This window comes from Kitasatospora sp. NPDC048662, from assembly GCF_055587065.1.
In genome coordinates, this window is record NZ_JBVJHA010000005.1 from 446,277 (window position 1) to 466,969 (window position 20,693).

The window sequence follows — 20,693 nt, forward strand, 5'->3', positions numbered from 1 at the left end:
CAGGGCCTTCCTTCTTGGGGCCCGGGGTCGCCCTGGGCCGGTGAAAGAAGGAAACTGGTTCCCCGAGACGTGACAGAATGATGAACCGAGATCACTCACGGTTCACTCATTCTCATCCAGCGGCCAGGGCGGGGGCTCTGATGAACACGCGAGGCGACGCCTCAACGGTCGAGCAGGCCGCCGAGGCGTTCGCGGCGGAGGTCGCCTACTGGCGCGAGGTGCGCGGACTCTCCAAGCGGGACCTGGCCCGCAGGATGGGCTTCGACCCGTCGTACGTGAGCCATGTCGAGTCCGGCCGGCACAAGCCGACCGAGGACTTCGCCCGTCGTTCCGAGGAGACCTTGAACGCGGGCAAAGGCATCTGGAAGCGCTGGCTGGACTACGAGGCGGCCAAGAACCGCACCGCCCCGGCGGCGGCCCCGCCTGCCCCGCGCAGGGCCGAGCAGCCGTACGCGACGGGCTCAGCGATCGTCGTCGAGCACGATGCCGCCCGCCTGGACTACGACGGTGACCAGTACCGGCTGACGATGCGTCGGTTACTGCGAAACACCGGCAGCGAGCCGATCACCCGCTACCTGATCCGCATCAGCGTCGACCGCTACCCCGGCGAACCGGAACGCTCCAACGCGCACTACCGCGGGCACCCGCTGACCTGGGGTGAACTCGCGCTCACCGCCACCTGCCGAGGCGAGGAGATGCGCTGGCAGGCCAAGCACGACCGCGACGCGTTCAAGGAAGTGTGGCTGCTGTTCGAGAACGGGCACGGCCGCTTCCCGCTGTACCCCGGCGAGTCGGTGTGGATCGAGTACGCCTACTCGGTCGGCGAAGAGAAGTGGGGCCGTTGGTTCCAGCGCGCCGTCCGACTCCCCACCGAGTACCTGGAAGTCGAACTCGCCTTCCCCGCTGAGCTCGACCCGGCGGTCTGGGGCACCGAGACGTCGATGACCGCCGAGGCGGCACCGCTGCGGACCGCCCCGATCCGGCGCGAGGAGGGCGGAATGCGCGTCTTCTCCTGGAGCACGTCCACGCCCGCGCTCCACGCCCGGTACCGTCTGGAATGGCGATTCCGGGCCCGGCCCGAACGCCACACGACCCAAGGGGAGTTCAGGTGACCCAGGTGCGGCCCAGCGAGCAGATGCGTGACCTCGGAGTCGTCCAGGAGGGCGCCCCGATCCTCGCCGAGCCCGCCCGTCCCTTCGACCTGCCCAGCGAGCGCGACACCGCCGAGCAGGTCATCGGGAAGCTGTTCACCGCGATGGAGCGCATCGGCCAGGTCCACCCCTTCGCCAAAGGCATGGGCATCGCGGCACCCCAGATCGGCATCGGCCGGGCCGCCGCCATCGTCCAGCCGGCCGAGCCCGGAGCGCCGGCAATCGTCCTACTGAACCCCCGCATCACCGACCGCTCCACCGAGACGGACGAGCAGTTCGAAGGCTGCCTGTCCTTCTTCGACGTACGCGGCGTGGTCCCCCGACCGCTGCGGATCACCGTGGAGACCACCACCCTGAACGGCGAACTGGTGACCACCGCATACGAACGCGGACTCGCCCGCCTGATCCAGCATGAGATCGACCACCTCGACGGCCTGCTCTACACCGCACGCATGGCTGCCGGTCTCACCCCCATCCCTGTCGAGCAATACCGCCAGACCGGTCAGGCCTGGGCCTACGAGCAGTGAGCGTCGTGCACAGCCCGGCCGATGTGCCCGCAGGAGGGGATCACAGTCGCCGCCATTGGGCAGCTCCTCCATGTGTGCGTGTCACGCGCGGTCGAGTCCCTGGCAGTCGTCGTGTTCGCTGGTGACGTAGCTGCGGCCAAGTTGGCGATCGAGGAGTCAGGGCTCACGCTTGGCGGGAAGGTTCTTACCGATTCCGACATTGCCGATTCCGACATTGCGAGGTAATCAGCAGAGCCCCACCGGCTGTCCGTTGAGCTGGTCGCACCTGATACGGCTGACGCGAGCCCTGACTCTGTCAGCTCAGCTCAGCTCAGCTCCAGCACCTTCCGCCCGCAGCGCAGGAACACCCGGCGCTGTGCGCTCGCTCGCGTCAGGTCGTGGGTGCCGAGGATCACCAGCAGGCGCTCGTCGGTGTCGGCGCGGGAGAGCGGTACCGTCCGCCGGCCGCCGTCGGGGCTCTCGATCACCAGGCGCAGGCCGCCCGCCTCGGCGACGCGGCGGACCTGGTTGAGGCTCGGGAGTTCGCCGCTGACCTTCACCAGGAGTTCGCCGAGGGTCGCCGCGCCGTGCCGGGCCGCGTCCACGGCGGGCAGCGGGCCGGCGTCGGAGAAGCGGCGCTGGGAGAAGCGGGCCCGGAAGGCGTCGCGGGCGGCGAGTGCGGCCGGGACCCCGTGCACGGTGGCGGTGACGGCGGCGGCCAGCAGGGTCTTCACCGCCATCGGGTGGCGGCGGCCGTCGGTGGCCTGGGCGAGCAGCAACTCGACTTCCTCGTCCACGAGTTCGGTGAGAAGCCGGAGGTAGTCCGGCAGCAGCCGGTCCGCGCAGGCCATCAGGCGGCCGAACATCTCCCCGGCGGGGAAGGCGAGTCCGACGTAGTTGTTCTTCGACTTGCTCATCTTGGCGCCGGTGCCGTCGGTGCCCTCGATCAGTCCGGTCGCCAGCACCACCTCCGGCTGCTGACCGGCCGAGGTCTGCACCCGGCGGCACATCTGGAGGTTCAACAGCTGGTCCAGGCCGCCGAGTTCGATGTCGGCGACGAGTTCCACCGAGTCCAGCGCCATCACCACGGAGTACACCAGCTCGGCCAGCGTCAGCCCGCTGCCCTCGGCGAGCCTGGTCCGGAAGTCCTCCCGCTGCAACGCCGCCGAGGCGGGCAGCCGGGACAGCACCGAGAGGAAGTCCGGCAGCGTCAGCGGCCCCAACCACTCGCTGTTGAACCGGAATTCGGCCTGCTCGAAATCGAAGAACGGACCGACCTGCTGACGGTAGGTCGCGACATTGCGCGTCACGTCCTCGGCGGTCAACGGCGGCCGCTCCGCACTCCGGCCGGACGGGTCGCCGATCCGGGCCGTGATGTCCCCCACCAGGAACACCACCCGGTGCCCCATCCGCTGCAACCGGCTGGCCAGGATCATCGGCACCGCGTGCCCGAGATGCACCTCCGCGCCGGTCGGGTCGATGCCGTACTTCACCGTCAACACCCGCCCCTGACCGAGCAGTTCGGCCAACTGCTGCGCCCCCGGCAGTACCGCGGCCGCCCGCGCGCCCAGCAGCATGGCCTGCCGCTGCGACTCCAGCTGCGAGAGGTCCGCCCGCTGCCGCTCCGCCAACACCTCCAGCAGCTGCCCGAGCGCCGGGCCCTCCCTCAACTCCTCTGCCTTCTCGATCAGTTCACTCATCAGCGCAACGCTGCGGTCGAATGCGGTGGCGGCCATGGCCATCCTCTCGGGGTACAGGAACAACAGACGGACACACCCGCCCCGCACACACGGCACCACCAAACGACGACCGCGAAAGCACCCGCACCCACGCACAAGCGCACACACGCGCACACGCAGGCAGCCGGGCAGGCATTCGCTACAGGTCGTCCAAGAAATCCGGAGGCCCGGCCGCCGTCACTTCAGGCAGGCCGGAGGGCGGTGGGGACCGCCTCTAATATCGCTTCACCACGCGAAACCTCCGGGAACAGGAAGCGGCAGCAGCCCCTCGGCTCCACCGCAGCCCCCATCCTGCCCTATCCGCACCCCCGCCCGCACCTCCTTTTTCCCTGGTCACCCGCCGCCTCCGGATCACCACCCCCACGGAATGCCCCGCCTGAGGCCGTCTCCCGCCCGCCGCGCGTCGTGTCTTGGCAGGCTCCCGGACCCCTGCCATCGTGGGCGCATCATCTGCTTGTCGGTTCGTCACCGAAGGATGGATGCCCATGACTGCACCGGTGCTGACGGTGGACCAGGTGGTCGGCCGGATGACGGAGATCTCGGCAGAACTGCCCGCCGCGGACGGGGTCGCGGTGTTCAACGCGATGTACCTGACCGTGACCCGCCTGGTCCGTGACCGTCTCGCTGTCGCGTACTTCGACGACCCGTCCACCATGGCGGAGCTCGACGCCGTGTTCGCCGCCCGCTACCTGGCCGCGGTCGATGACGACCGGGCGGGGCGGCGGCCGGCGGCCTGCTGGCGGCCGTTGTTCGAGCTGCGCGCGGCGCCGAACGTTCACCCGCTGCAGTTCGCGCTGGCCGGGATGAACGCCCACATCGAGAACGACCTGCCGCTCGCCGTCCTCGACACCTGCCGAACGACCGGGCACCGGCCGGAGCAGCTGCACGCCGACTACCTGCGGATCAACACCCTGCTCGCCGAGGTGGAGGCCCAGGTCCGCGCCACGCTGCTGCCGCTCCCGGCCGGTGACCCGCTGCTGCACGTCCTCGGCGTGTGGAGCATCGACCGGGCCCGCGACGCCGCCTGGGCGTCCGTGCTGGCGCTCTGGGAGCTGCACCGGCTGCCGCCCGCGTACCGGCTGGTCGCCGACGCGCTGTCGGGGTCGGTCGGCATGGTCGGCCGGGCGCTGCTCACCCCGCTGTCGCCCAACTGACGCTCCCACGACTGACGCTCCCACGGCTGAATCTCCCACGACTGAAGCTCCCCCGACGCGAAAACCGGGCGGACCCCCCGTAAAAGGGAGCCCGCCCGGAAGCGGCGGAGTGTCAGGCCCAGCTGGAGTGCAGCGGCTTGCCCTCGGCGTAGCCCGCAGCGCTCTGCACGCCGACGATCGCGTTCCGGTGGAACTCCTCGAGGTCGGCCGCGCCGGCGTAGGTGCAGGAGGAGCGGACGCCGGACACGATCGCGTCGATGAGGTCCTCGACGCCGGGGCGGGTGGGGTCGATGAACATCCGGGAGTGCGAGATGCCCTCCTCGAAGAGCGCCTTGCGGGCGCGGTCGTAGGCGGAGTCGTCGGCGGTGCGGTTGCGCACGGCGCGGGCCGAGGCCATGCCGAAGCTCTCCTTGTACTGGCGGCCGTCGGGGGTGGTCTGCAGGTCGCCGGGGGACTCCATGGTGCCCGCGAACCAGGAGCCGATCATCACATTGGACGCGCCGGCGGCCAGCGCCATCGCCACGTCGCGCGGGTGCCGGACGCCGCCGTCGGCCCAGACGTGCTTGCCGAGCCGGCGCGCCTCCTCGGCGCACTCCAGGACGGCGGAGAACTGCGGCCGGCCGACGCCGGTCATCATCCGGGTGGTGCACATCGCGCCGGGGCCGACACCGACCTTGAGGATGTCCGCGCCGGCCTCGACCAGGTCGCGCACGCCGGCCGCGGAGACCACGTTGCCGGCCACGATCGGGACCTGCGGGTCGAGTGCCCGCACGGCGCGCAGCGCGTTGATCATCGATTCCTGGTGCCCGTGCGCGGTGTCCACCACCAGCACGTCGGCGCCGGCTTCCAGCAGGGCCTTGGCGCGGCCGGCGACGTCGCCGTTGATGCCGACGGTGGCGGCGATCCGCAGGCGGCCGGAGGCGTCCACGGCGGGGGTGTAGAGGGTGGCGCGCAGCGCGTTCTTGCGGGTGAGTATGCCGACCAGGGTGCCGTCGGGGGCGACCACGGGGGCGAGCTTGCGGTGCGCCTCGTTGAGGTGGTCGAAGGCGGCACGCGGGTCGATGTCCCGGTCGAGCAGCAGCAGGTCGCGGGACATCACCTCGGACAGGCTGGTGAACCGGTCCACGCCCTGGCAGTCGCCCTCGGTGACCACGCCGACGGGCCGGCCGCCCTCGACCACGACCACCGCGCCGTGCGCGCGCTTGGGCATCAGCGCCAGGGCGTCGGCGACGGTGTCGCCGGGGGCGAGGGCGAGCGCGGTGTCGTGCACCAGGTGACGCTGCTTGACCCAGCCGATCACCTCGGCGACGACCTCGATCGGGACGTCCTGCGGGATGGCGACCAGTCCGCCGCGGCGGGCGACGGTCTCGGCCATCCGGCGTCCGGCGATCGCGGTCATGTTGGCGACCACCAGCGGGATGGTGGTGCCGGTGCCGTCGTGGGAGGAGAGGTCGACACCCTGCCGGGAGCCCACGGCGGAACGGCTGGGGACCATGAAGACGTCGTCGTACGTCAGGTCGTACGCGGGCTTGAGGTCATTCAGGAAGCGCATGAAGGGGCTCTCTGGCTGGGGAGGAACGTTTCAGCAGGGGCGCGATGGAGCTGTGCCGTCAAACGCACCGGGCGCGCCGCACCCAGCGTTCAATCCTCACTGATTCCCCGGTCGGGGGCCAGCTCACACGGGAATCCTGAAGATCGGCACAAGCGGACGGCCACCGTTCCACAAGCGGCTTGGAGGAAGCTACAAGAGCGTGGCGGCGAGCCGGCGGCCCTCCGCCAGGAAAGCCGTGGTCGCCGACAGATCGCCCAGGTCGGCGAGGGTGCGGGCGGCACCGAACGGGGCGTTCCAGAACGCGCCGCTGCGGGGCGTCGGCAGGCCGACGTACGCGTACGGCTCGGCCAGGAAATCGTCTCCGGGCGAGAGGCCGTAGTTCACCTCGTCCACCGTCACCGCCAGATCGAAGTGCTCCGGCCACAACACCGGGTCGGCCTGCGCGAACAGCGCCCGCAACGCGGCGTCGCCGTGCGCGAAGCAGGCGGCGACGGCCTCCGCACCCGCCGCGTCCAACTCCAGCCGCTGGTCGAGGGCCACCCCCGAGCCGTCCCGGTACAGGCCCTCCGGACGGCCCGGCACAATCCCGACGGCCGCCCCGAGCTCCGCGCAGCTCCGCCCGGGAATGTCCAACGCCCGCCCGGCACTGAGCAGTTGAGCACCACTGACCCGCAACCTGGGCTCGAACCGGGTGGCGAACCCGCCCGGATAGGCACGCAGGCGCACCGTCCCCGCGGCCCGGTACTGCGGGCCGGCCAGCAGGTGCTCGGCCACCGCGTGCAGTGCGGTGCGGGCCTCGGCGAACCGCTGCGCGTCCATACCGCCATCCTCGCGCTCGAGCCCGACCGGGGCCAGGGGCGACGACGGCAGGCGCTGCCGGCCCCGGTGGCGACGGCGGCAGGTGCCGCTCAGGCTCCCAGATAGCGCAGGACGGCCAGGACGCGGCGGCTGTAACCGGCGGTGCGGGGGAGGTCGAGCTTGTCGAAGAGGGCGTTCAGGTGCTTCTCGACGGCGCTCAGCGAGAGATGCAGGCGGGCGGCGATCGCGGTGTTGGTGTGGCCCTCGGCGAGGGCCTCCAGAACGGTGCGTTCACGGGGGGTGAGGCGGGCCAGGGGGTCGGCGTGTTCGGTGCGGACCACCAGGCGGCGCACCACCTCGGGGTCGATCACCGTGCCGCCCGAGCCGACCCGGGTGAGGGCGTCGAGGAACTCGTCCACCTCGGCCACCCGGTCCTTGAGCAGGTAGCCGACCCGTTCCGCGCCGGACGCCAACAGCTGGGCGGCGTAACCGCGTTCGATGTGCTGGGAGAGCACCAGCACACCGACCTCGGGCCGGCTCTCGCGGATCCGCACCGCGGCCCGCACCCCTTCGTCGGTGTGGGTGGGCGGCATCCGGATGTCGACCACCACGACGTCCGGCGGGTCCGCGTCCACCGCGGCGAGCAGGGCCTCGGCGTCGCCGACGGCGGCCAGCACCCGATGGCCCTCCTCGGCGAGCAGGCGGACCAGGCCCTCCCGCAGCAGGGTCGAATCCTCGGCGACGATCACCCGCATGGCAGCTCCGCAGTGACGACGGTGGGGCCCCCGGCGGGGCTGTGGACGGACAGGGTCCCGTCGAGCGCGGCGAGCCGGCCGCGCAGCCCCGACAGGCCGCCGCCCGCCGGGTCCGCGCCGCCCCGCCCGTCGTCCTCGACCCGGACGGTGAGCCGCGCGCCGTCCCGCTCGACCAGAACCTCGACGGTGTCGGCGGCGGAGTGCTTGGCGGCGTTGGTGACGCACTCGCTGACCACGAAGTACGCGGCGGTGAGCACCGGTTGGGGCAGCGCGCCGGCCGCCAGGCAGTGCACCCGCAGCGGGATCGGGCAGCGCTCGGCGAGGCCGGCCAGCGCCTCGTCCAGGCCGAGGCTGTCCAGCGCGGACGGGTAGACCCGCCAGGCGACCTCGCGCAGTTCGGTGAGCACCTCGGCGGCCTCCCGGTGCGCCTGGCGCAGCAGTTCGTCGGTGCGCTGCGGGTCGGCTCCGCGCCGGGCCCGGCCGAGCAGCAGCCGCAGCGCGACCAGCCGCTGCTGGACGCCGTCGTGCAGGTCGCGTTCGATCCTGCGGCGCTCGGCGTCCACGGCGTGCAGCACGGCGGCCCGGCTGTCGGCGAGTTCGGCGATCCGGTGGCGCAGCAGCTCGGCCTCGGACGGGCCGAAGCAGTCCCGGGCCAGCCGGGCGTCCAGGTCGGCCAGCGAGGCCAGGCCCTGAACGGCGAGGAACAGCAGGACGCCACCGAGCAGCACCTGGCCCAGCAGGTCGGCCACGCTCAGGGTGCCGCGCAGCGCGCCCGCCGCGAGCAGCACCACCAGGACGGCGCCGAACCCGATCAGCCCGAGCACCAGCCCCGCGACCAGCCCGACACCGGTGCGACGGGCCAGGTACCGCAGCAGTTCGCGGTCGCCGGCCCGGTAGTGAGCGGGGAACCGGTCACCGAACCAGACGGCCCGGCGAGCCCGTTCGACGGCCGCCAGCCGGGCAGCCCCCGCCTGCAACGCGGCCCGCGCCCGCGGCCCGGTGCCCGGCCAGGGCAGCAGCGGACCCAGCAGCGCACCCGCCAGCACCAGGTACAACGCGGCGGGCGGCGCGGTCAGCGCACCCAGCAGCCCACCGAGAGCGCGGCGCGGCCAGGGCGGCGCGGTGGTGTCCCCCGCCACGATCGGTCCCTCCCCCATGGACGAGAGCCTACTGTCCACCATGATCACCCCATCCCGACAGGCCCCCATGGGCCCCATGCCCCGCCGACCGCCGCAGGCGTCAGCGGGCCCGGCGGTGGCGGGCGTCGCGGCCGCGCAGGCGCAGGCCCAGGTAGCCGGCTGTCGCGATCAGGGCGAGCACCAGCACGACCTTGGAGAAGATGCCGACGTAGCCCTCGACCACGTCCCAGCGGTCGCCGAGCAGGTAGCCGGCCAGGATCAGCACACTGTTCCAGGCGAGGCTGCCGATGGCGGTGAGAGCGGTGAAGCGGGCCAGGGCCATCCGTTCGACACCGGCGGGCACCGAGATCAGGCTGCGGAAGATCGGGACCATCCGGCCGAACAGCACCGCCTTGGTGCCGTGCCGGGCGAACCAGGCCTCGGTGCGCTCCAGGTCGGAGACCTTGACCAGGGGCAGCCGGGCCCAGATGGCGTGCATCCGGTCACGGCCGAAGACCGCGCCCAGCAGGTACAGGGCGAGCGCGCCGGCCACCGAACCGGCCGTGGTCCAGCCGAGGGCGGACAGCAGGCTGAGGGTGCCGCGACCGGCCGCGAAGCCGGTGAGCGGGAGGATCACCTCGCTGGGCAGTGGCGGGAACAGGTTCTCCAGGGCGATGGCGAGTCCGGCGCCGGGCCCGCCGAGCGTGTCGACCAGACCGGCCGCCCAGCCCGCGACGCCCTCGGTGGGTGCCTGCTCGGTCGCCGGGGAAGCGGTCGCCAGGGAGGCGGTCGCCAAGGAGGCGGTCGCCAGGGATATGAGCTGCATGGCCGGGTTCTCCTCAGGGGCGAGTGGGTCCACGGGCCGTTCGCCCGGGATCGCCACTCATCCTGGAATCCGCAGCTCAGCGGCGGTACGCGGTTTCCCACCCACTCCGGTTACGGGTTTCCGCACCCGGAAACCCCCGAAATGCCCCGGACATGCCGCGGCCCCCTGCGGAACGAATCCACAGGGGGCCGAAGAGCAAAAGGGAGGCTGAATTAGTAGCCCCGCCAGTAGGCGCCGTAGCCACGGGCGGCGGCCATGTTGTCCATGCTGCCGTAGCGGGCGTCGCAGTAGCGCGAGCTGGCGATCAGGTTGTCGACGGGGTTCCGGATGTCGGTGTGGCCGGGCAGTGCGTAGGCACGGAAGGTCGGCTCGATCATCTGGGTCAGGCCGATCGAAGGGGTGCCCTTCTTGGCGTTGATGTCCCAGTTGTTGACGGCGTTCGGGTTGCCGGAGGACTCGGCGATCGCCGCGGCGTGCATCGCCTTCGCGGACGGGACGGGCTTGCCGGCGGCGGCCAGCACGTCGCGGGCCTCGGCGATCCAGCCGTCCAGGTTGTTCGCGTAGGTCGGCTTGGCCGGCGCGGGGGCGGGCGCGGGCTCCGGCGCGGGGGCCGGGGCCGGGGCGGGAGCCGGGGCCGGGGCGGGAGCCGGGGCCGGGGCGGGCTCGGGCTGCGGCGCGGGGGCGGGCTCGGGCTGCGGCTGCGCGGCCGGCTGCTGGTCCTGCGGCTGAGCGGCCGGCTGCTGCTGATCCTGCGGCTGCGGCTGCGGCTGCGCGGCCGGCTGCTGCTGCTCGGCGGGCTGCTGCTGCGGCTGCTGGTCCTGCGGCTGCTGCTGGGCGTTCTGGCCGTCGGTGGCGACCGCGGCGGTCTCGGCGCGGGCGGGCGACGGGTCGGCGAACGCCTGGGTCGCGGGCAGCAGGGCGCCGACGGCGATGGCGCCGGCCAGGCCAACGCCGAGGAAGGCGTCGGGCATCCGGTGGTGGCCCATCCGGATCTGGCGGATCTGCGGGAGTCGGCCCAGGTTGTTCTTGATGCGTCGCATGTCGAGTACCTCCGAGAGTCGTGTTCCAGGTCACGCCGCACCCGGTTCGGACAAGGGGGGACCTCCGCAGCACTGCGGGGTTCCTCGGCCCGGGACGGCCGGCCCGGCGGCTCGTGCTCACCGGGGACGCTGCGCCGCGTGGATCGCGGTCTGCTGCGCCATGAAGCCCCGTGAGCGTCGGATCGGCTCGGGGCACAACCACGACCTTGCCCGAGCGCCCAACCCGGCGGCAAACAGGCCGAAATGGGACATCCCTGGCCTGCCGACCGGCCTGCTTCCCTTGTGCGCCAAGGGAATTGGCACCCTGTCGAGGCCGGTTTTCCCAGCTTCCTATGAGGAGCCTCACAGGCGGCTCCCAGGAAGCGCCAACCCCGCCCCGCGCCACGGAATTTGGGCCGGAGCCCAGTCGCGCCAAGGGCTCCGCGCCACCGCTGGGCCACCCCTCACCCGCCCGGACCGGCCGGCCCCTGTGACCCCGGCCACCGCCCGTCCGCTGTGACCCGGCTCTCTCCCCGCACACCCACCGCAGCCGCCCCGCCACCCGGCGCGCCCGGGCTGTGACGCGGGCCACCGACAGCCCCGCCCAACACCCGCGCCTGACTGTGGCCCAGACCACCCGACCCCACCGAACCCCCGCGCCTGACTGTGGCCCAGACCACCCGACCCCGCCCAACTCCCGCGCCTGACTGTGGCCCAGACCACCCGACCCCACCGAACCCCCGCCGCCGGCTGTGACGGGGGCCACCGCCGACCCCACCGAACCCCCGCCGCCGGACTGTGGCCCAGACCCCCCGACCCCACCGAACCCCCGCCGCCGGCTGTGACGGGGGCCACCGCCGACCCCGGCGAACCCCCGCCGCCGGACTGTGGCCCAGACCCCCCAGCCCCGCCGAACCCCCGCCGCCGGCTGTGACGGGGGCCACCGCCGACCCCGGCGAACGACCGTTCGGGCATGCCTGGTTGACTGCGGCGGGAGGTCGAGTGGAGGCGTTGGTCGCGGCGTTCGCGCCGATCTGGGTGCTGACGGCGGTCGGCTGGCTGGCCGGACGGACCGGGCTGCTGGGCGCGGACGCCGAGGCGGTGCTCGGCCGGTTCGTGTTCCACGTGGCGATGCCGGCCGCGCTGTTCACCGTGGTCGCCCGCACCGATCTGGCGGGGTTCGCCAACACCTCGATGCTGGCGTTCGCCGCCGGAACGCTGGCCGCCTCGCTGCTCGGCCTGCTCGCGGGCCGCCGGCTGTTCGAGCGCACGCCCGCCGAGCGGACCGTGGCGGTGATGGCGGCGGGCTACGTGAACTCCGGCAACCTCGGCATCCCGGTGGCCGCGCAGGTGCTCGGCGACGCGTCCTTCGTCGCACCGGTGCTGCTGTTCCAGGTGCTGCTGGTGACGCCCGTCATGCTGGCCCTGCTGGACTCCGCCACCGGATCCGCCGCCCACCTGGCCGAGCGGCTGCGGCGCCTGGCGCTGCTGCCGCTGCGCAACCCGGTGATCCTCGGTGCGGGGCTGGGCGCGGTGTTCTCGGCGGCCCACTGGCGGCTGCCGGGCCCGCTGGCGCACTCGGCGGAGCTGCTGGGCGGCGCGGCCGTCCCTGCGGCGCTGGTCACCCTCGGCCTGTCCCTGTACACCCCGCCCGGCGCGGCGGCGCAGCGCCCGGACCGCGCCGAGCTGGCCGTCACGGTGCTGCTGAAGACTGTCGGCCAGCCGCTGGCCGCGCTGGCGGTGGGCGCGCTGCTGCTGCACCTGTCGGGGCCGCAGCTGCTGGCGGTGGTGCTGCTGTCGGCGCTGCCGACCGCGCAGAACGTGTACGTGTACGCGCGGCTGTACGGGGCGGCGCCGGTGCTGGCGCGTTCCTCTGTACTGGTGTCCACGGTGCTGTCGATGTTCACGCTGTCGGGCATCGCCTGGGCGCTGGGCGGGCGTTGAGGTTCGGCCGGCTGTGCGGCAGGTCACAGGCTTCGCCCCGGCCGGGCCCGCTCACGTAGAGTTCGCCGGTACCCATGGGGAGATTGAGGAAGCATCCGCAGTGACGAACGCGCAGACCGAGCCGGGCAGCACCCCGGTCGAGGACGACATCGACTACGGCAAGGGCATCGACCCTGAGCGCCTTGAGCTGTGCCTGAGCGTGATCGCCGAGCTGGACGAGATCCACGTGGACCACCCGGACGCGATCCGGGTCCGGATGGCCGTCGGCGGGATCTTCCGCACCCTGAAGCAGCGCCGCCGCCAGGAGACCCGGGCCCGCAAGACCGCCAACGACCGTGCGGTGACGTCCAGGACCGCGACCGGCGCGCCCGGCCGGATCGACGACGAGACGGCGGGCGTGTTCGGTCTGAGCACCGAGACCACCACCGAGCTGGCGGGCATCCTGGAGCGGGCCCGCTCCTGCTACATGTGCAAGCAGCGGTACACCGAGGTGGACGCCTTCTACCACCAGCTGTGCCGCAACTGCGCCGCCCTCAGCCGGCAGCGGCGGACGGCGCGCGCCGACCTGACCGGCAAGCGCGCGCTGCTCACCGGCGGCCGCGCCAAGATCGGCATGTACATCGCGCTGTGCCTGCTGCGCGACGGCGCGCACACCACCATCACCACCCGCTTCCCGAACGACGCGATCCGCCGCTTCTCGGCGATGCCGGACAGCGCCGAGTGGATCCACCGCCTGAAGGTGATCGGCATCGACCTGCGCGACCCGGCGCAGGTGATGGCGCTGGCCGACGAGGTCGCCGCGGACGGCCCGCTGGACATCCTGATCAACAACGCCGCGCAGACCGTGCGCCGCTCCCCCGCCGCGTACCGGGAGCTGATCGCCGCGGAGTCGGCGCCGCTCCCCGCCGGTGCGCTGCCCGCTTCCACGGTGATCGGCCGGTACGGTTCGGGCGCGGTGGACGTGCCGGCGCTGCCCGGGCAGAGCCGCACCGAGCAGCCCGCGGTGAGCGCCGAGGAGGTCACCTCGCTGGCGCTGGTGACGGGTTCGGCCTCGCCGGAGCGGATCGCGGCGGGCACCGCGATCGACGCGGGCGGCCTGGTGCCGGACCTGGCGGACACCAACAGCTGGGTGCAGACCGTCTCCGAGGTCGGCCCGATCGAGCTGCTGGAGGTGCAACTGTGCAACTCCACCGCCCCGTTCATCCTGATCAGCCAGCTGCGCCCGGCGATGGCCGCGTCCAAGGCGCGCCGCAAGTACGTGGTGAACGTGTCCGCGATGGAGGGCGTGTTCGACCGCGGTTACAAGGGTGCCGGTCACCCGCACACCAACATGGCGAAGGCCGCGCTGAACATGCTGACCCGCACCAGCGCGCAGGAGATGTTCGAGACCGACGGCATCCTGATGACCGCGGTGGACACCGGCTGGATCACCGACGAGCGCCCGCACCCGGACAAGATGCGCCTGCACGAGGAGGGCTTCCACGCCCCGCTCGACCTGGTGGACGGCGCGGCCCGGGTGTACGACCCGATCGTCCGCGGCGAGCTGGGCGAGGACCTGTACGGTTGCTTCCTGAAGGACTACCAGAAGGGCAAGTGGTGACGGACGTTCAGCTGCCCGGCGTCGAACTCCCCCTCGGCCCGCACCCGTTGCCGCCGCTGGTGGGCGCGGGCGTGATCGTGCCGACCGGGGACGGGCGGGTGCTGATCGGGCGGCGCACCACGGCCGGCGAGCCGCCGACCTGGAGCCTGCCGGGCGGCAAGGTCGACCATCCCGGCGAGTCGTTCGAGCAGGCCGCGGCACGGGAGTTGGCCGAGGAGACCGGCATTGTGCTGCCCGCCGAGCAGATGCGGGTGCTGGCGGTGCTGCTCGACCACGAGCTGGGCCGCACCCGGGTGACGGCGGCGGTGCTGGCCCCGCCGAGCCTCGCGGAGGCGCTGGTCACCGAGCCGCACGCGTGCGCCGGTTGGGAGCGCTTCCCGGTGGACGCGCTCCCCGAGCCGATGTTCTACCCGTCCGCCCAGGTGCTGGTTGCCTGGCTGCCCAACCACCCGGCCCCGGGCGGCACTTGGCGCTACGCGGCGGCGGGCGGCGTCGCCGGGCACGGCGCCCGGTCATAAAAGACATGTCATCGGCCCCGGTAACGTGAGGACCTCCTGACCATGCGCCCCACGATCCGTATCGACGACTGGCTGAGGCTCCAGAAGAAGTCGGACGACCCCGCCGCCACGGTCTTCGTCTTCCACCACGCGGGCGGGTCGTCGGCCCCCTACCGCCCGATCACCGATCGGCTGCCGGCCGAGTGGGACGTGGTGTTCGTCGATCTCCCCGGCCGCGGTCACAACGGCCGGGCGAAGCCGCTGACCCGAATGGCCGAGGTGGTGGCGCAGTTGGTCCCCCGGGTGGTCTCGGTGACCGACGGCCCCCGGGTCTTCTTCGGCCACAGCATGGGTGCGGCGATCGCCCACGGTGTCGCCGCGGGAACGCCTGCCGGGCAGCGGCCGGTGTGGCTCGGCCTGTCGGGTGCCGGGCCGCGCCGCGCGAGCGCCGCCCCCGACCGTCCCGCCTCCCCGCACCTCGACCGTGGGCGGATCATCGGCCTGCTCCGGCAGCTCGGCGGTACGCCGGAGGCCGTGTTCGAGAACCGCGAGCTGCTGGAGTACGCGGTGACGCTGCTCCACGCCGACCTCCTCACGCTGGCCGACTGCACCGCCCCGGCCGCCCAACTCGCCTCCCCGATCAGCGTGTTCGGCGGTGCGGAGGACGCCACCGCCCCGGTGGCGGAGCTGCGCGGGTGGGAGGCGTTCACCGACGCTGCGCTGCGCCTGCACCGGTGGCCGGGCGGCCACTTCTACCTGTTCGACCATCCGGCGGCCCTGGCCGCCCGGATGGCCGAGGACATCGCCGACGCCCTGAACGGCCGCTCCGGTCCGGCTCCGGAGCAGGTCGCATCCACCCGGGTGTGAGCGAAACCGGACCGGCGCGGCAACCCTGAACCTGTCGCCCCGGCCGCAGCGCACGGCGGACCGAGTGGAGCCCCGGCGGCCTCCGGGCCGGTGGGGGCTCTCCCAAGTCGAAGTCCACCCGGCCGAGATGGTGCGGGTACGTATGGTGTGCATGCGCATGGTACGGCTTTCCGAGCCCCGGCGCCGGGCCTCCCGAACGGCGGGGCCCGGGCTCGTTTCCCGCCCTCGGCCGATCCCATCTTGCCGCGCGGCGGCGACAGTTCGTCCACCGTCATACCCAACCCGACCTGCGGCAAAGGCCGTTCACCACTTCCCCCCGCCGCATCCGGAAGGGTCCCCGACCGGCCGCGCCACCATGATCGCCGCCCGGGGCGCGCATCGCGGCCAGGTACCGGTTCGCCGACAATGCGGGAAACACCGGGGTTTGGCAGGTGGTCCGAGGCGTGCGGTATGTGTATCGTCGCAATGCGCTATCAGGGACATACGCGGGCAGCAGCTGGGGGCGGGCAATGGCTGTGCAACTACCACCGGGACTCAACGCCGTAGTCGGCATGCTGGGCGTGCGTTTCCCAGGTGCCAATGAAGACGAACTCAACCGACTGGCGAACCAGTTGGAGAAGTTCGCCAGTGCTCTGGACTCCGCCCAGATGGCGGCCGACAAGGCGCTGACAATGCTTCACGAGGTGTACAAGGGCGCCTCCGCCGACAAGCTGTCGGAACTGTGGAGCACCATCACCAAGTACTCGAAGGTCATCGTCGAGGCCTGCCAGACGATAGCCAAGGTGCTGCATGCGGCCGCCGTGGTGATCGAGGTGGCGAAGACCCAGTCGATCGTCCAACTCTTCTCCATCCAGGCGAGCTTGGCCGCGGCCTCCTCGACCGGGCCGTGGAGCACCGCGGCGATCCTGCGGCTCGGCCGCGAACTGATGAACCGGCTGCTGTCCGAGGCGGTCGCCCGGCTCGGCCAGACCCTGCTGCGCCCGATCGAGGACATGATCGTCAAGGCGGGGCAGCAGATCGTTCCGACCCCGGCCCACAACTCCAACGGCCAGGGCTTCAACATCGACCTGGCCCAGGTCGCCACCTGCGCGGCCGATCTGCGCCGCGGCGCGGACGACATCGAGTCGCACGGCCTGGACTTCAAGCGGATCGTCTCGGGCCTGAAGATGGGCGAGTCCGGCGACCCGTTCGGCCGGCTCGTGATCCAGGTCGCCGAGAAGATCCTGCAGACCATCGCCGAGGACGTGCTCAAGCGGATCCTCGCCTCGTTCCGCGACACCGCGGGCAAGATGGACAAGCTGGCGGGCAACCTCAGTGAGAACGAGGAGAGCAACCAGACCTCGCTGAACAGCATCGCCTCCCTGGTGGCGAACCCGCTCAGCCCCAACTCCGCGGTCGGCACCGGGATCAACTCGGTCGGCGGCTCGCGGATCGGCGGGGGCGGCGGCTCGTCCGACGCCGGGCTCGCCGCGTTCACCTCGCTGATGCCCAAGCTCGGCCCGGTCGGCAGCGGGAGCTCGCGCGGCGGCAGCGGCGGCAGCGGGCTCGACATGCTGGGCCTGAAGGGGCCGAACCTGGGCGCCATCGGCTCCGGCGGCCACGGTGGCGGTGCGGGCGGAGCGGGCGGCGGCGCCGGCGGTGCCGGCTCCGCGGGTTCCTCCGGGGGCGTGGCGGGCGGCTTCGCCACCCGGCTCAACATCCCCGGCGCCTCCGGCTCCAAGAACGGCAACATGCGCCTGGGCACAGGCCTGGACAACGGCCACGACGGCCCGTCCCACGTCAGCGGCAGCGGCTCGGGCGGCAGCGGCGGCACCGGCACCAGCACCGCAGGCCTGGCCGGCCGCCCGATGGCCGGCGGCATGATGGGCATGCCCATGGCCGGCGGCTACGGCCCGGTCGGCGGCGGCAGCGGCATTCGCGGCGCCCAGCGCCGCACCGGCCAGGTCAGCAGCGACAGCGCCGGCGGTGGCGGCGCGAACGGCGAGAACCCCGCCGACGGCGTCATCGCCGACCCGAGCGCGGCCGCTGCGGGCATGCACTCCTCCCTGCAACTCGGCCGCGTCGCCCCGGTCCGCAAGGAGCCCACCGAGGAACGCGCCGAGCGCGACGACCGCTACGACGACGACTTCGACGCCGACCTCTCCGACCTCCCGGACTTCACCGAGTTCAGCGACCCCGTCTAACCCCGCACCACCCCAAGGGCCCCGGCCCGGGCCACCGCCCGCGCCGGGGCCTTCGGCATGCCGCCAACGGCCATTGACGCCCGGCCAGGCCCCACCGCCCCACGCCTCTCGCCCGCGCCACCCCCACCCCAAGCGCCCCTCCGCTCCCCACGCCCCCCGCACTTCCCCCGCGCCACCCCCACCCCAAGCACCCCTCCGCTTCCACTTCCCCTCCCCTGGTGTTTCCTCCGTGCCACTTCCCTTGAATTGACCGTGAACGGTAAACTTTTCCCCTTGGTGGTGTGGACCACGAACGAAGCCGGTGGCTAGGGTCGATTCCGGCCCGCACCCTCAGACCTGCGACGGGACATGTCCGTGACCGACACTCTGGCGGCACCCGACGCCGACGGCGCCCGCTACGAAGCCGACCGGCTCGACGCGACCGCCGCCTGGGTCGCCCGGCACCGCCCGCCCGGCAGCGGGGCGCTGGCCGAACTCGGCGCCCGCGACGGCGCGCTGACCGGCCGCCTGCTCAGGGCGGGCTACACCGTGCACGCCGCCGAACCCGACCCGGCACTGCGCCAGCGCCTGCTGTCCGCGTTCGGTCGCCGCACCCGCCTGCGCCTGAGCGCAGCCGATCTCGCCGCCCCGCCGCCGGTGCGCCGCCGTTTCGGGGCCGTGCTGCTGATCGAGGCCTTACAGGCAGGCGAGGACCTGGAGTTGCTGCACGCCCTGCCCACCGACCTGCTGTTCGTCGCGCTCGCCCCGTCGGCCCTCGATGTCTGCTTGCGCCCCTGGATCTCCGCCCAGCAGGGCTGGCTGCTGGTCGAGGAGATCGATCTCGCGGCCCCGCGCGCCGCCACCCGCCGCCCGGCCCCGGGCAGTCGCGGCATCCTGCTGCGCCGCGCGGGCTGACGGCACGCCGACGTGCGCGGCCACGCGGGTACCACAGCCACGCGGGTGCCGCAGCCACGTAGGTACCGCAGCCACGCTGGTACCGCAGCCGCGCGCGGAGTCCCGGCGGGTCGCCGCGCCGCCGGTCTGCGAGAAGGCGCCGGGCACGCCAACGATGCAGCCACGTCCGGGAGTTGCCGGGCCCAACAGCAGCACGTCGCTGCGACGACCTGAGGCAGCCCCACCGCGAGTCCTAGGCTGACGCCATGTCACCTCTCGGAACGACCGCGTACACCGACCGCGCCGCTCTCCCCGAACCTGTGCTCCGGGCCGTCGAGTTGGCCGAGCGGCTGGGCTTCGCACAGTCCTGCCGCCCGGAGCAGGGGCGGCTGCTCCAGGCGCTGGCCGCCGGTGCGGCGGGCCGGATCGGCGAGACGGGGACCGGCTGCGGTGTCGGTCTGGGCTGGCTGCTGGCCGGGCGGCGGCCGGGGGTGCGGGTGGTGAGCGTGGAGCGGGAGGCCGAACGCGTGGTGGCGGTACGGGAGTTGTTCGCCGGCGTGCCCGACCTGGAGATCGTGCACGGTGATTGGACGGCCATCGCGCCGCACGGCCCGTTCGACCTGCTGGTCCTGGACGGGGGCGGCAACGGCAAGCAGTCCCAGCCCGCCGACCCGGATCTCCTGCTGACCCCGGCGGGCACCCTGGTGGTCGACGACCTGACGCCGCTCACCGCCTGGCCGCCGACCCACCAGGGCCGCCCGGACACCGGCCGCACCGCCTGGTACGGCCACCCGTCCCTGCTCACCACCGAGGTCCGGCTCGCCCCGGACCTCGCCACCCTGCTGGCCACCCGCCGCCCCCGACCGGCCGGCGATCAGTAGCCGATGGCCTCCTGGACCAGCAGCACGATGCCCTCGGTGAACCGGGTCGGGGCGTTGAACACCACCAGCTGGTTGACGGCGCTGGGCATCCCGTAGGCGGCCTCGGTACGGGCGCTCTCCAACGGGAGGGCGTGCTCCTCCAGGCGGCGCAGCGCGGTGGGCAGGTCGGGGACGATCTTCTGGGCGCCGATGATCCAGATGGCGCGGCCGGCGCCGCCGGTGTAGGCGGGCAGTTGGCTGCCGCTGCCGGAGGCGACGACCAGGGAGCCGGTCTCGGTGAGCGCGGCGACGCTGCCGATGACCACGTCGGGGGTGGCGAGCAGGTGCCGGATCTCCTCGGCCTCGCTCTCCCGGTCCATGGTCAGGACGCGCGGCTTGACGGCCCGGGGGTACCGGTCGCTGTTGAGGTCCTCGTCGATGCCGGACAGCCGGAGCGTCTCGCTGGCCGTGGTGAACACGCCGGACTTCTCCGGGACGAGTTCCCGGACCCGGGCGCGGGCGGCTTCGGCGTCCGGCAGGATCTCGACGGCGAAGCCGCGCGCGGCGAGTGCGTCGGCCGCCCGCTCCAGGCGGTCCGCGCCGACCGGTTCGGTCCAGCGGGCCGCAGGTGCCTCGGTGGCCTGCTCGGGGGCGGATCCGGTGAGCGGGCTGGTGTCCAGGTAGCGAAGTTCGTAGACCCGTTCGGTGAATCGCCAGCCGTTCGGGGTGCGCCGGTAACGGTCGTGGTAGATGGCGTAGTTGAGGCCCTCCAGGCCGTTGCGGGTGCGGGCGATCTCGTGCATGTGGGCGCGGCCGGTGGCGGTGTCGCCGTCGATGGTGATCGCGCCGGGGTGGGTGTTCTGCACGAAGAACACCCACTGTTCCTGGAGCTTCTCGCCGCCGAGGCGGATCTCCTCGGGGCCGGTGAGCTCGATCGGGATGTTGGGCATCCGCAGCACGCCGTCCGCGGTGAACAGCGCGGCGAGGCGGGCACGGTCGCGCATCGTCACCGCGTCGGTGAACTCGGCCTGCAGCGCCTGGATCTCGACGCGATCGGCGATCGCCTGAAAGGTGGTCATCGGATTCTCCGTTCGTCTTCCTGCCCAGTACGACAAAGCAACCGCCCGGAATGTGACGGGGCGGCGCGACGTCACATTCCGGCGCCCTGTCCGGTCCTACTGGGAAGGGATGACCACCACCGACAAGGAGACGGACCCGTGCCGAACACCGTGGACCAGCGACCGGACGACG

18 protein-coding genes are annotated in these 20,693 nt (G+C 72.8%); 10 read left to right on the forward strand and 8 right to left on the reverse strand.

Translation table 11 applies throughout. From position 1 onward, the window contains the following. Window positions 1–140: 140 nt before the first annotated feature. Entirely contained in the window at window positions 141–1,112 is a 972-nt protein-coding gene (locus ACZ6R9_RS17935; protein WP_465538831.1) for a helix-turn-helix domain-containing protein, read from the forward strand. After that, window positions 1,109–1,678 (forward strand): peptide deformylase, encoded by a 570-nt coding sequence (locus tag ACZ6R9_RS17940; RefSeq protein ID WP_465538832.1) that lies wholly within the window; start codon window positions 1,109–1,111, stop codon window positions 1,676–1,678. The genes ACZ6R9_RS17935 and ACZ6R9_RS17940 overlap by 4 nt, the downstream gene beginning before the upstream one ends. A gap of 305 nt (window positions 1,679–1,983) precedes the next feature. Here the strand turns inward: ACZ6R9_RS17940 and tyrS are convergent, their stop codons facing one another. Further along, window positions 1,984–3,393, reverse strand: a complete 1,410-nt coding sequence (tyrS, locus tag ACZ6R9_RS17945; protein WP_465538833.1) for a tyrosine--tRNA ligase — start codon at window positions 3,391–3,393, stop codon at window positions 1,984–1,986. A 488-nt stretch (window positions 3,394–3,881) separates the two neighbouring features. On the opposite strand from tyrS, the gene ACZ6R9_RS17950 reads away from it, so the two are divergent. Next, window positions 3,882–4,550: a DUF5995 family protein gene (locus tag ACZ6R9_RS17950; protein WP_465538834.1), complete on the forward strand. Its 669-nt coding sequence runs from the start codon at window positions 3,882–3,884 to the stop codon at window positions 4,548–4,550. Window positions 4,551–4,662: 112 nt separating this feature from the next. On the opposite strand, the gene ACZ6R9_RS17955 is transcribed toward ACZ6R9_RS17950, so the two are convergent. The 6 genes from ACZ6R9_RS17955 to ACZ6R9_RS17980 all read right to left on the reverse strand — a co-directional run bounded on the left by ACZ6R9_RS17955 (window position 4,663) and on the right by ACZ6R9_RS17980 (window position 10,639). Further along, window positions 4,663–6,102 carry a GuaB1 family IMP dehydrogenase-related protein gene (locus ACZ6R9_RS17955; protein WP_465538835.1) on the reverse strand — a complete coding sequence of 480 codons (1,440 nt, stop codon included), beginning with the start codon at window positions 6,100–6,102 and terminating at the stop codon, window positions 4,663–4,665. A gap of 189 nt (window positions 6,103–6,291) precedes the next feature. Then, window positions 6,292–6,921, reverse strand: a complete 630-nt coding sequence (locus tag ACZ6R9_RS17960; RefSeq protein ID WP_380485359.1) for a hypothetical protein — start codon at window positions 6,919–6,921, stop codon at window positions 6,292–6,294. An 89-nt stretch (window positions 6,922–7,010) separates the two neighbouring features. Further along, entirely contained in the window at window positions 7,011–7,655 is a 645-nt protein-coding gene (locus ACZ6R9_RS17965) for a response regulator transcription factor (protein WP_380485361.1), read from the reverse strand. Then, window positions 7,646–8,812, reverse strand: a complete 1,167-nt coding sequence (locus tag ACZ6R9_RS17970) for a sensor histidine kinase (RefSeq protein WP_465538836.1) — start codon at window positions 8,810–8,812, stop codon at window positions 7,646–7,648. The genes ACZ6R9_RS17965 and ACZ6R9_RS17970 overlap by 10 nt, the downstream gene beginning before the upstream one ends. Window positions 8,813–8,894: 82 nt before the next feature. Further along, window positions 8,895–9,599, reverse strand: coding sequence for a DedA family protein (locus ACZ6R9_RS17975; RefSeq protein WP_380485365.1), 705 nt, complete (start codon window positions 9,597–9,599; stop codon window positions 8,895–8,897). 212 nt (window positions 9,600–9,811) lie between these two features. Beyond that, entirely contained in the window at window positions 9,812–10,639 is an 828-nt protein-coding gene (locus ACZ6R9_RS17980) for a lytic transglycosylase domain-containing protein (RefSeq protein ID WP_465538837.1), read from the reverse strand. A gap of 981 nt (window positions 10,640–11,620) precedes the next feature. Between ACZ6R9_RS17980 and ACZ6R9_RS17985 the strand changes: the two genes are divergently transcribed. From ACZ6R9_RS17985 to ACZ6R9_RS18015, 7 genes are all read left to right on the forward strand, one after another. Then, window positions 11,621–12,562, forward strand: a complete 942-nt coding sequence (locus ACZ6R9_RS17985; RefSeq protein WP_380485369.1) for an AEC family transporter — start codon at window positions 11,621–11,623, stop codon at window positions 12,560–12,562. Between the two features lie 100 nt (window positions 12,563–12,662). After that, window positions 12,663–14,162, forward strand: coding sequence for an SDR family NAD(P)-dependent oxidoreductase (locus ACZ6R9_RS17990; RefSeq protein WP_380485371.1), 1,500 nt, complete (start codon window positions 12,663–12,665; stop codon window positions 14,160–14,162). Further along, entirely contained in the window at window positions 14,159–14,680 is a 522-nt protein-coding gene (locus tag ACZ6R9_RS17995; protein WP_465538838.1) for a nucleotide triphosphate diphosphatase NUDT15, read from the forward strand. Before ACZ6R9_RS17990 ends, ACZ6R9_RS17995 begins: the two co-directional genes overlap by 4 nt. A gap of 42 nt (window positions 14,681–14,722) precedes the next feature. Beyond that, window positions 14,723–15,526, forward strand: coding sequence for a thioesterase II family protein (locus ACZ6R9_RS18000; RefSeq protein ID WP_380485374.1), 804 nt, complete (start codon window positions 14,723–14,725; stop codon window positions 15,524–15,526). Window positions 15,527–16,035: 509 nt separating this feature from the next. Further along, window positions 16,036–17,709 (forward strand): WXG100-like domain-containing protein, encoded by a 1,674-nt coding sequence (locus ACZ6R9_RS18005; protein WP_465538839.1) that lies wholly within the window; start codon window positions 16,036–16,038, stop codon window positions 17,707–17,709. Window positions 17,710–18,063: 354 nt separating this feature from the next. Next, window positions 18,064–18,603, forward strand: coding sequence for a methyltransferase domain-containing protein (locus ACZ6R9_RS18010; protein WP_380485378.1), 540 nt, complete (start codon window positions 18,064–18,066; stop codon window positions 18,601–18,603). A gap of 245 nt (window positions 18,604–18,848) precedes the next feature. Then, window positions 18,849–19,463 (forward strand): O-methyltransferase, encoded by a 615-nt coding sequence (locus ACZ6R9_RS18015; RefSeq protein ID WP_380485379.1) that lies wholly within the window; start codon window positions 18,849–18,851, stop codon window positions 19,461–19,463. On the opposite strand, the gene ACZ6R9_RS18020 is transcribed toward ACZ6R9_RS18015, so the two are convergent. Beyond that, window positions 19,457–20,521 carry an LUD domain-containing protein gene (locus ACZ6R9_RS18020; RefSeq protein WP_465538840.1) on the reverse strand — a complete coding sequence of 355 codons (1,065 nt, stop codon included), beginning with the start codon at window positions 20,519–20,521 and terminating at the stop codon, window positions 19,457–19,459. The two genes, ACZ6R9_RS18015 and ACZ6R9_RS18020, sit on opposite strands and share 7 nt — an antisense overlap. Window positions 20,522–20,693 lie beyond the last annotated feature (172 nt).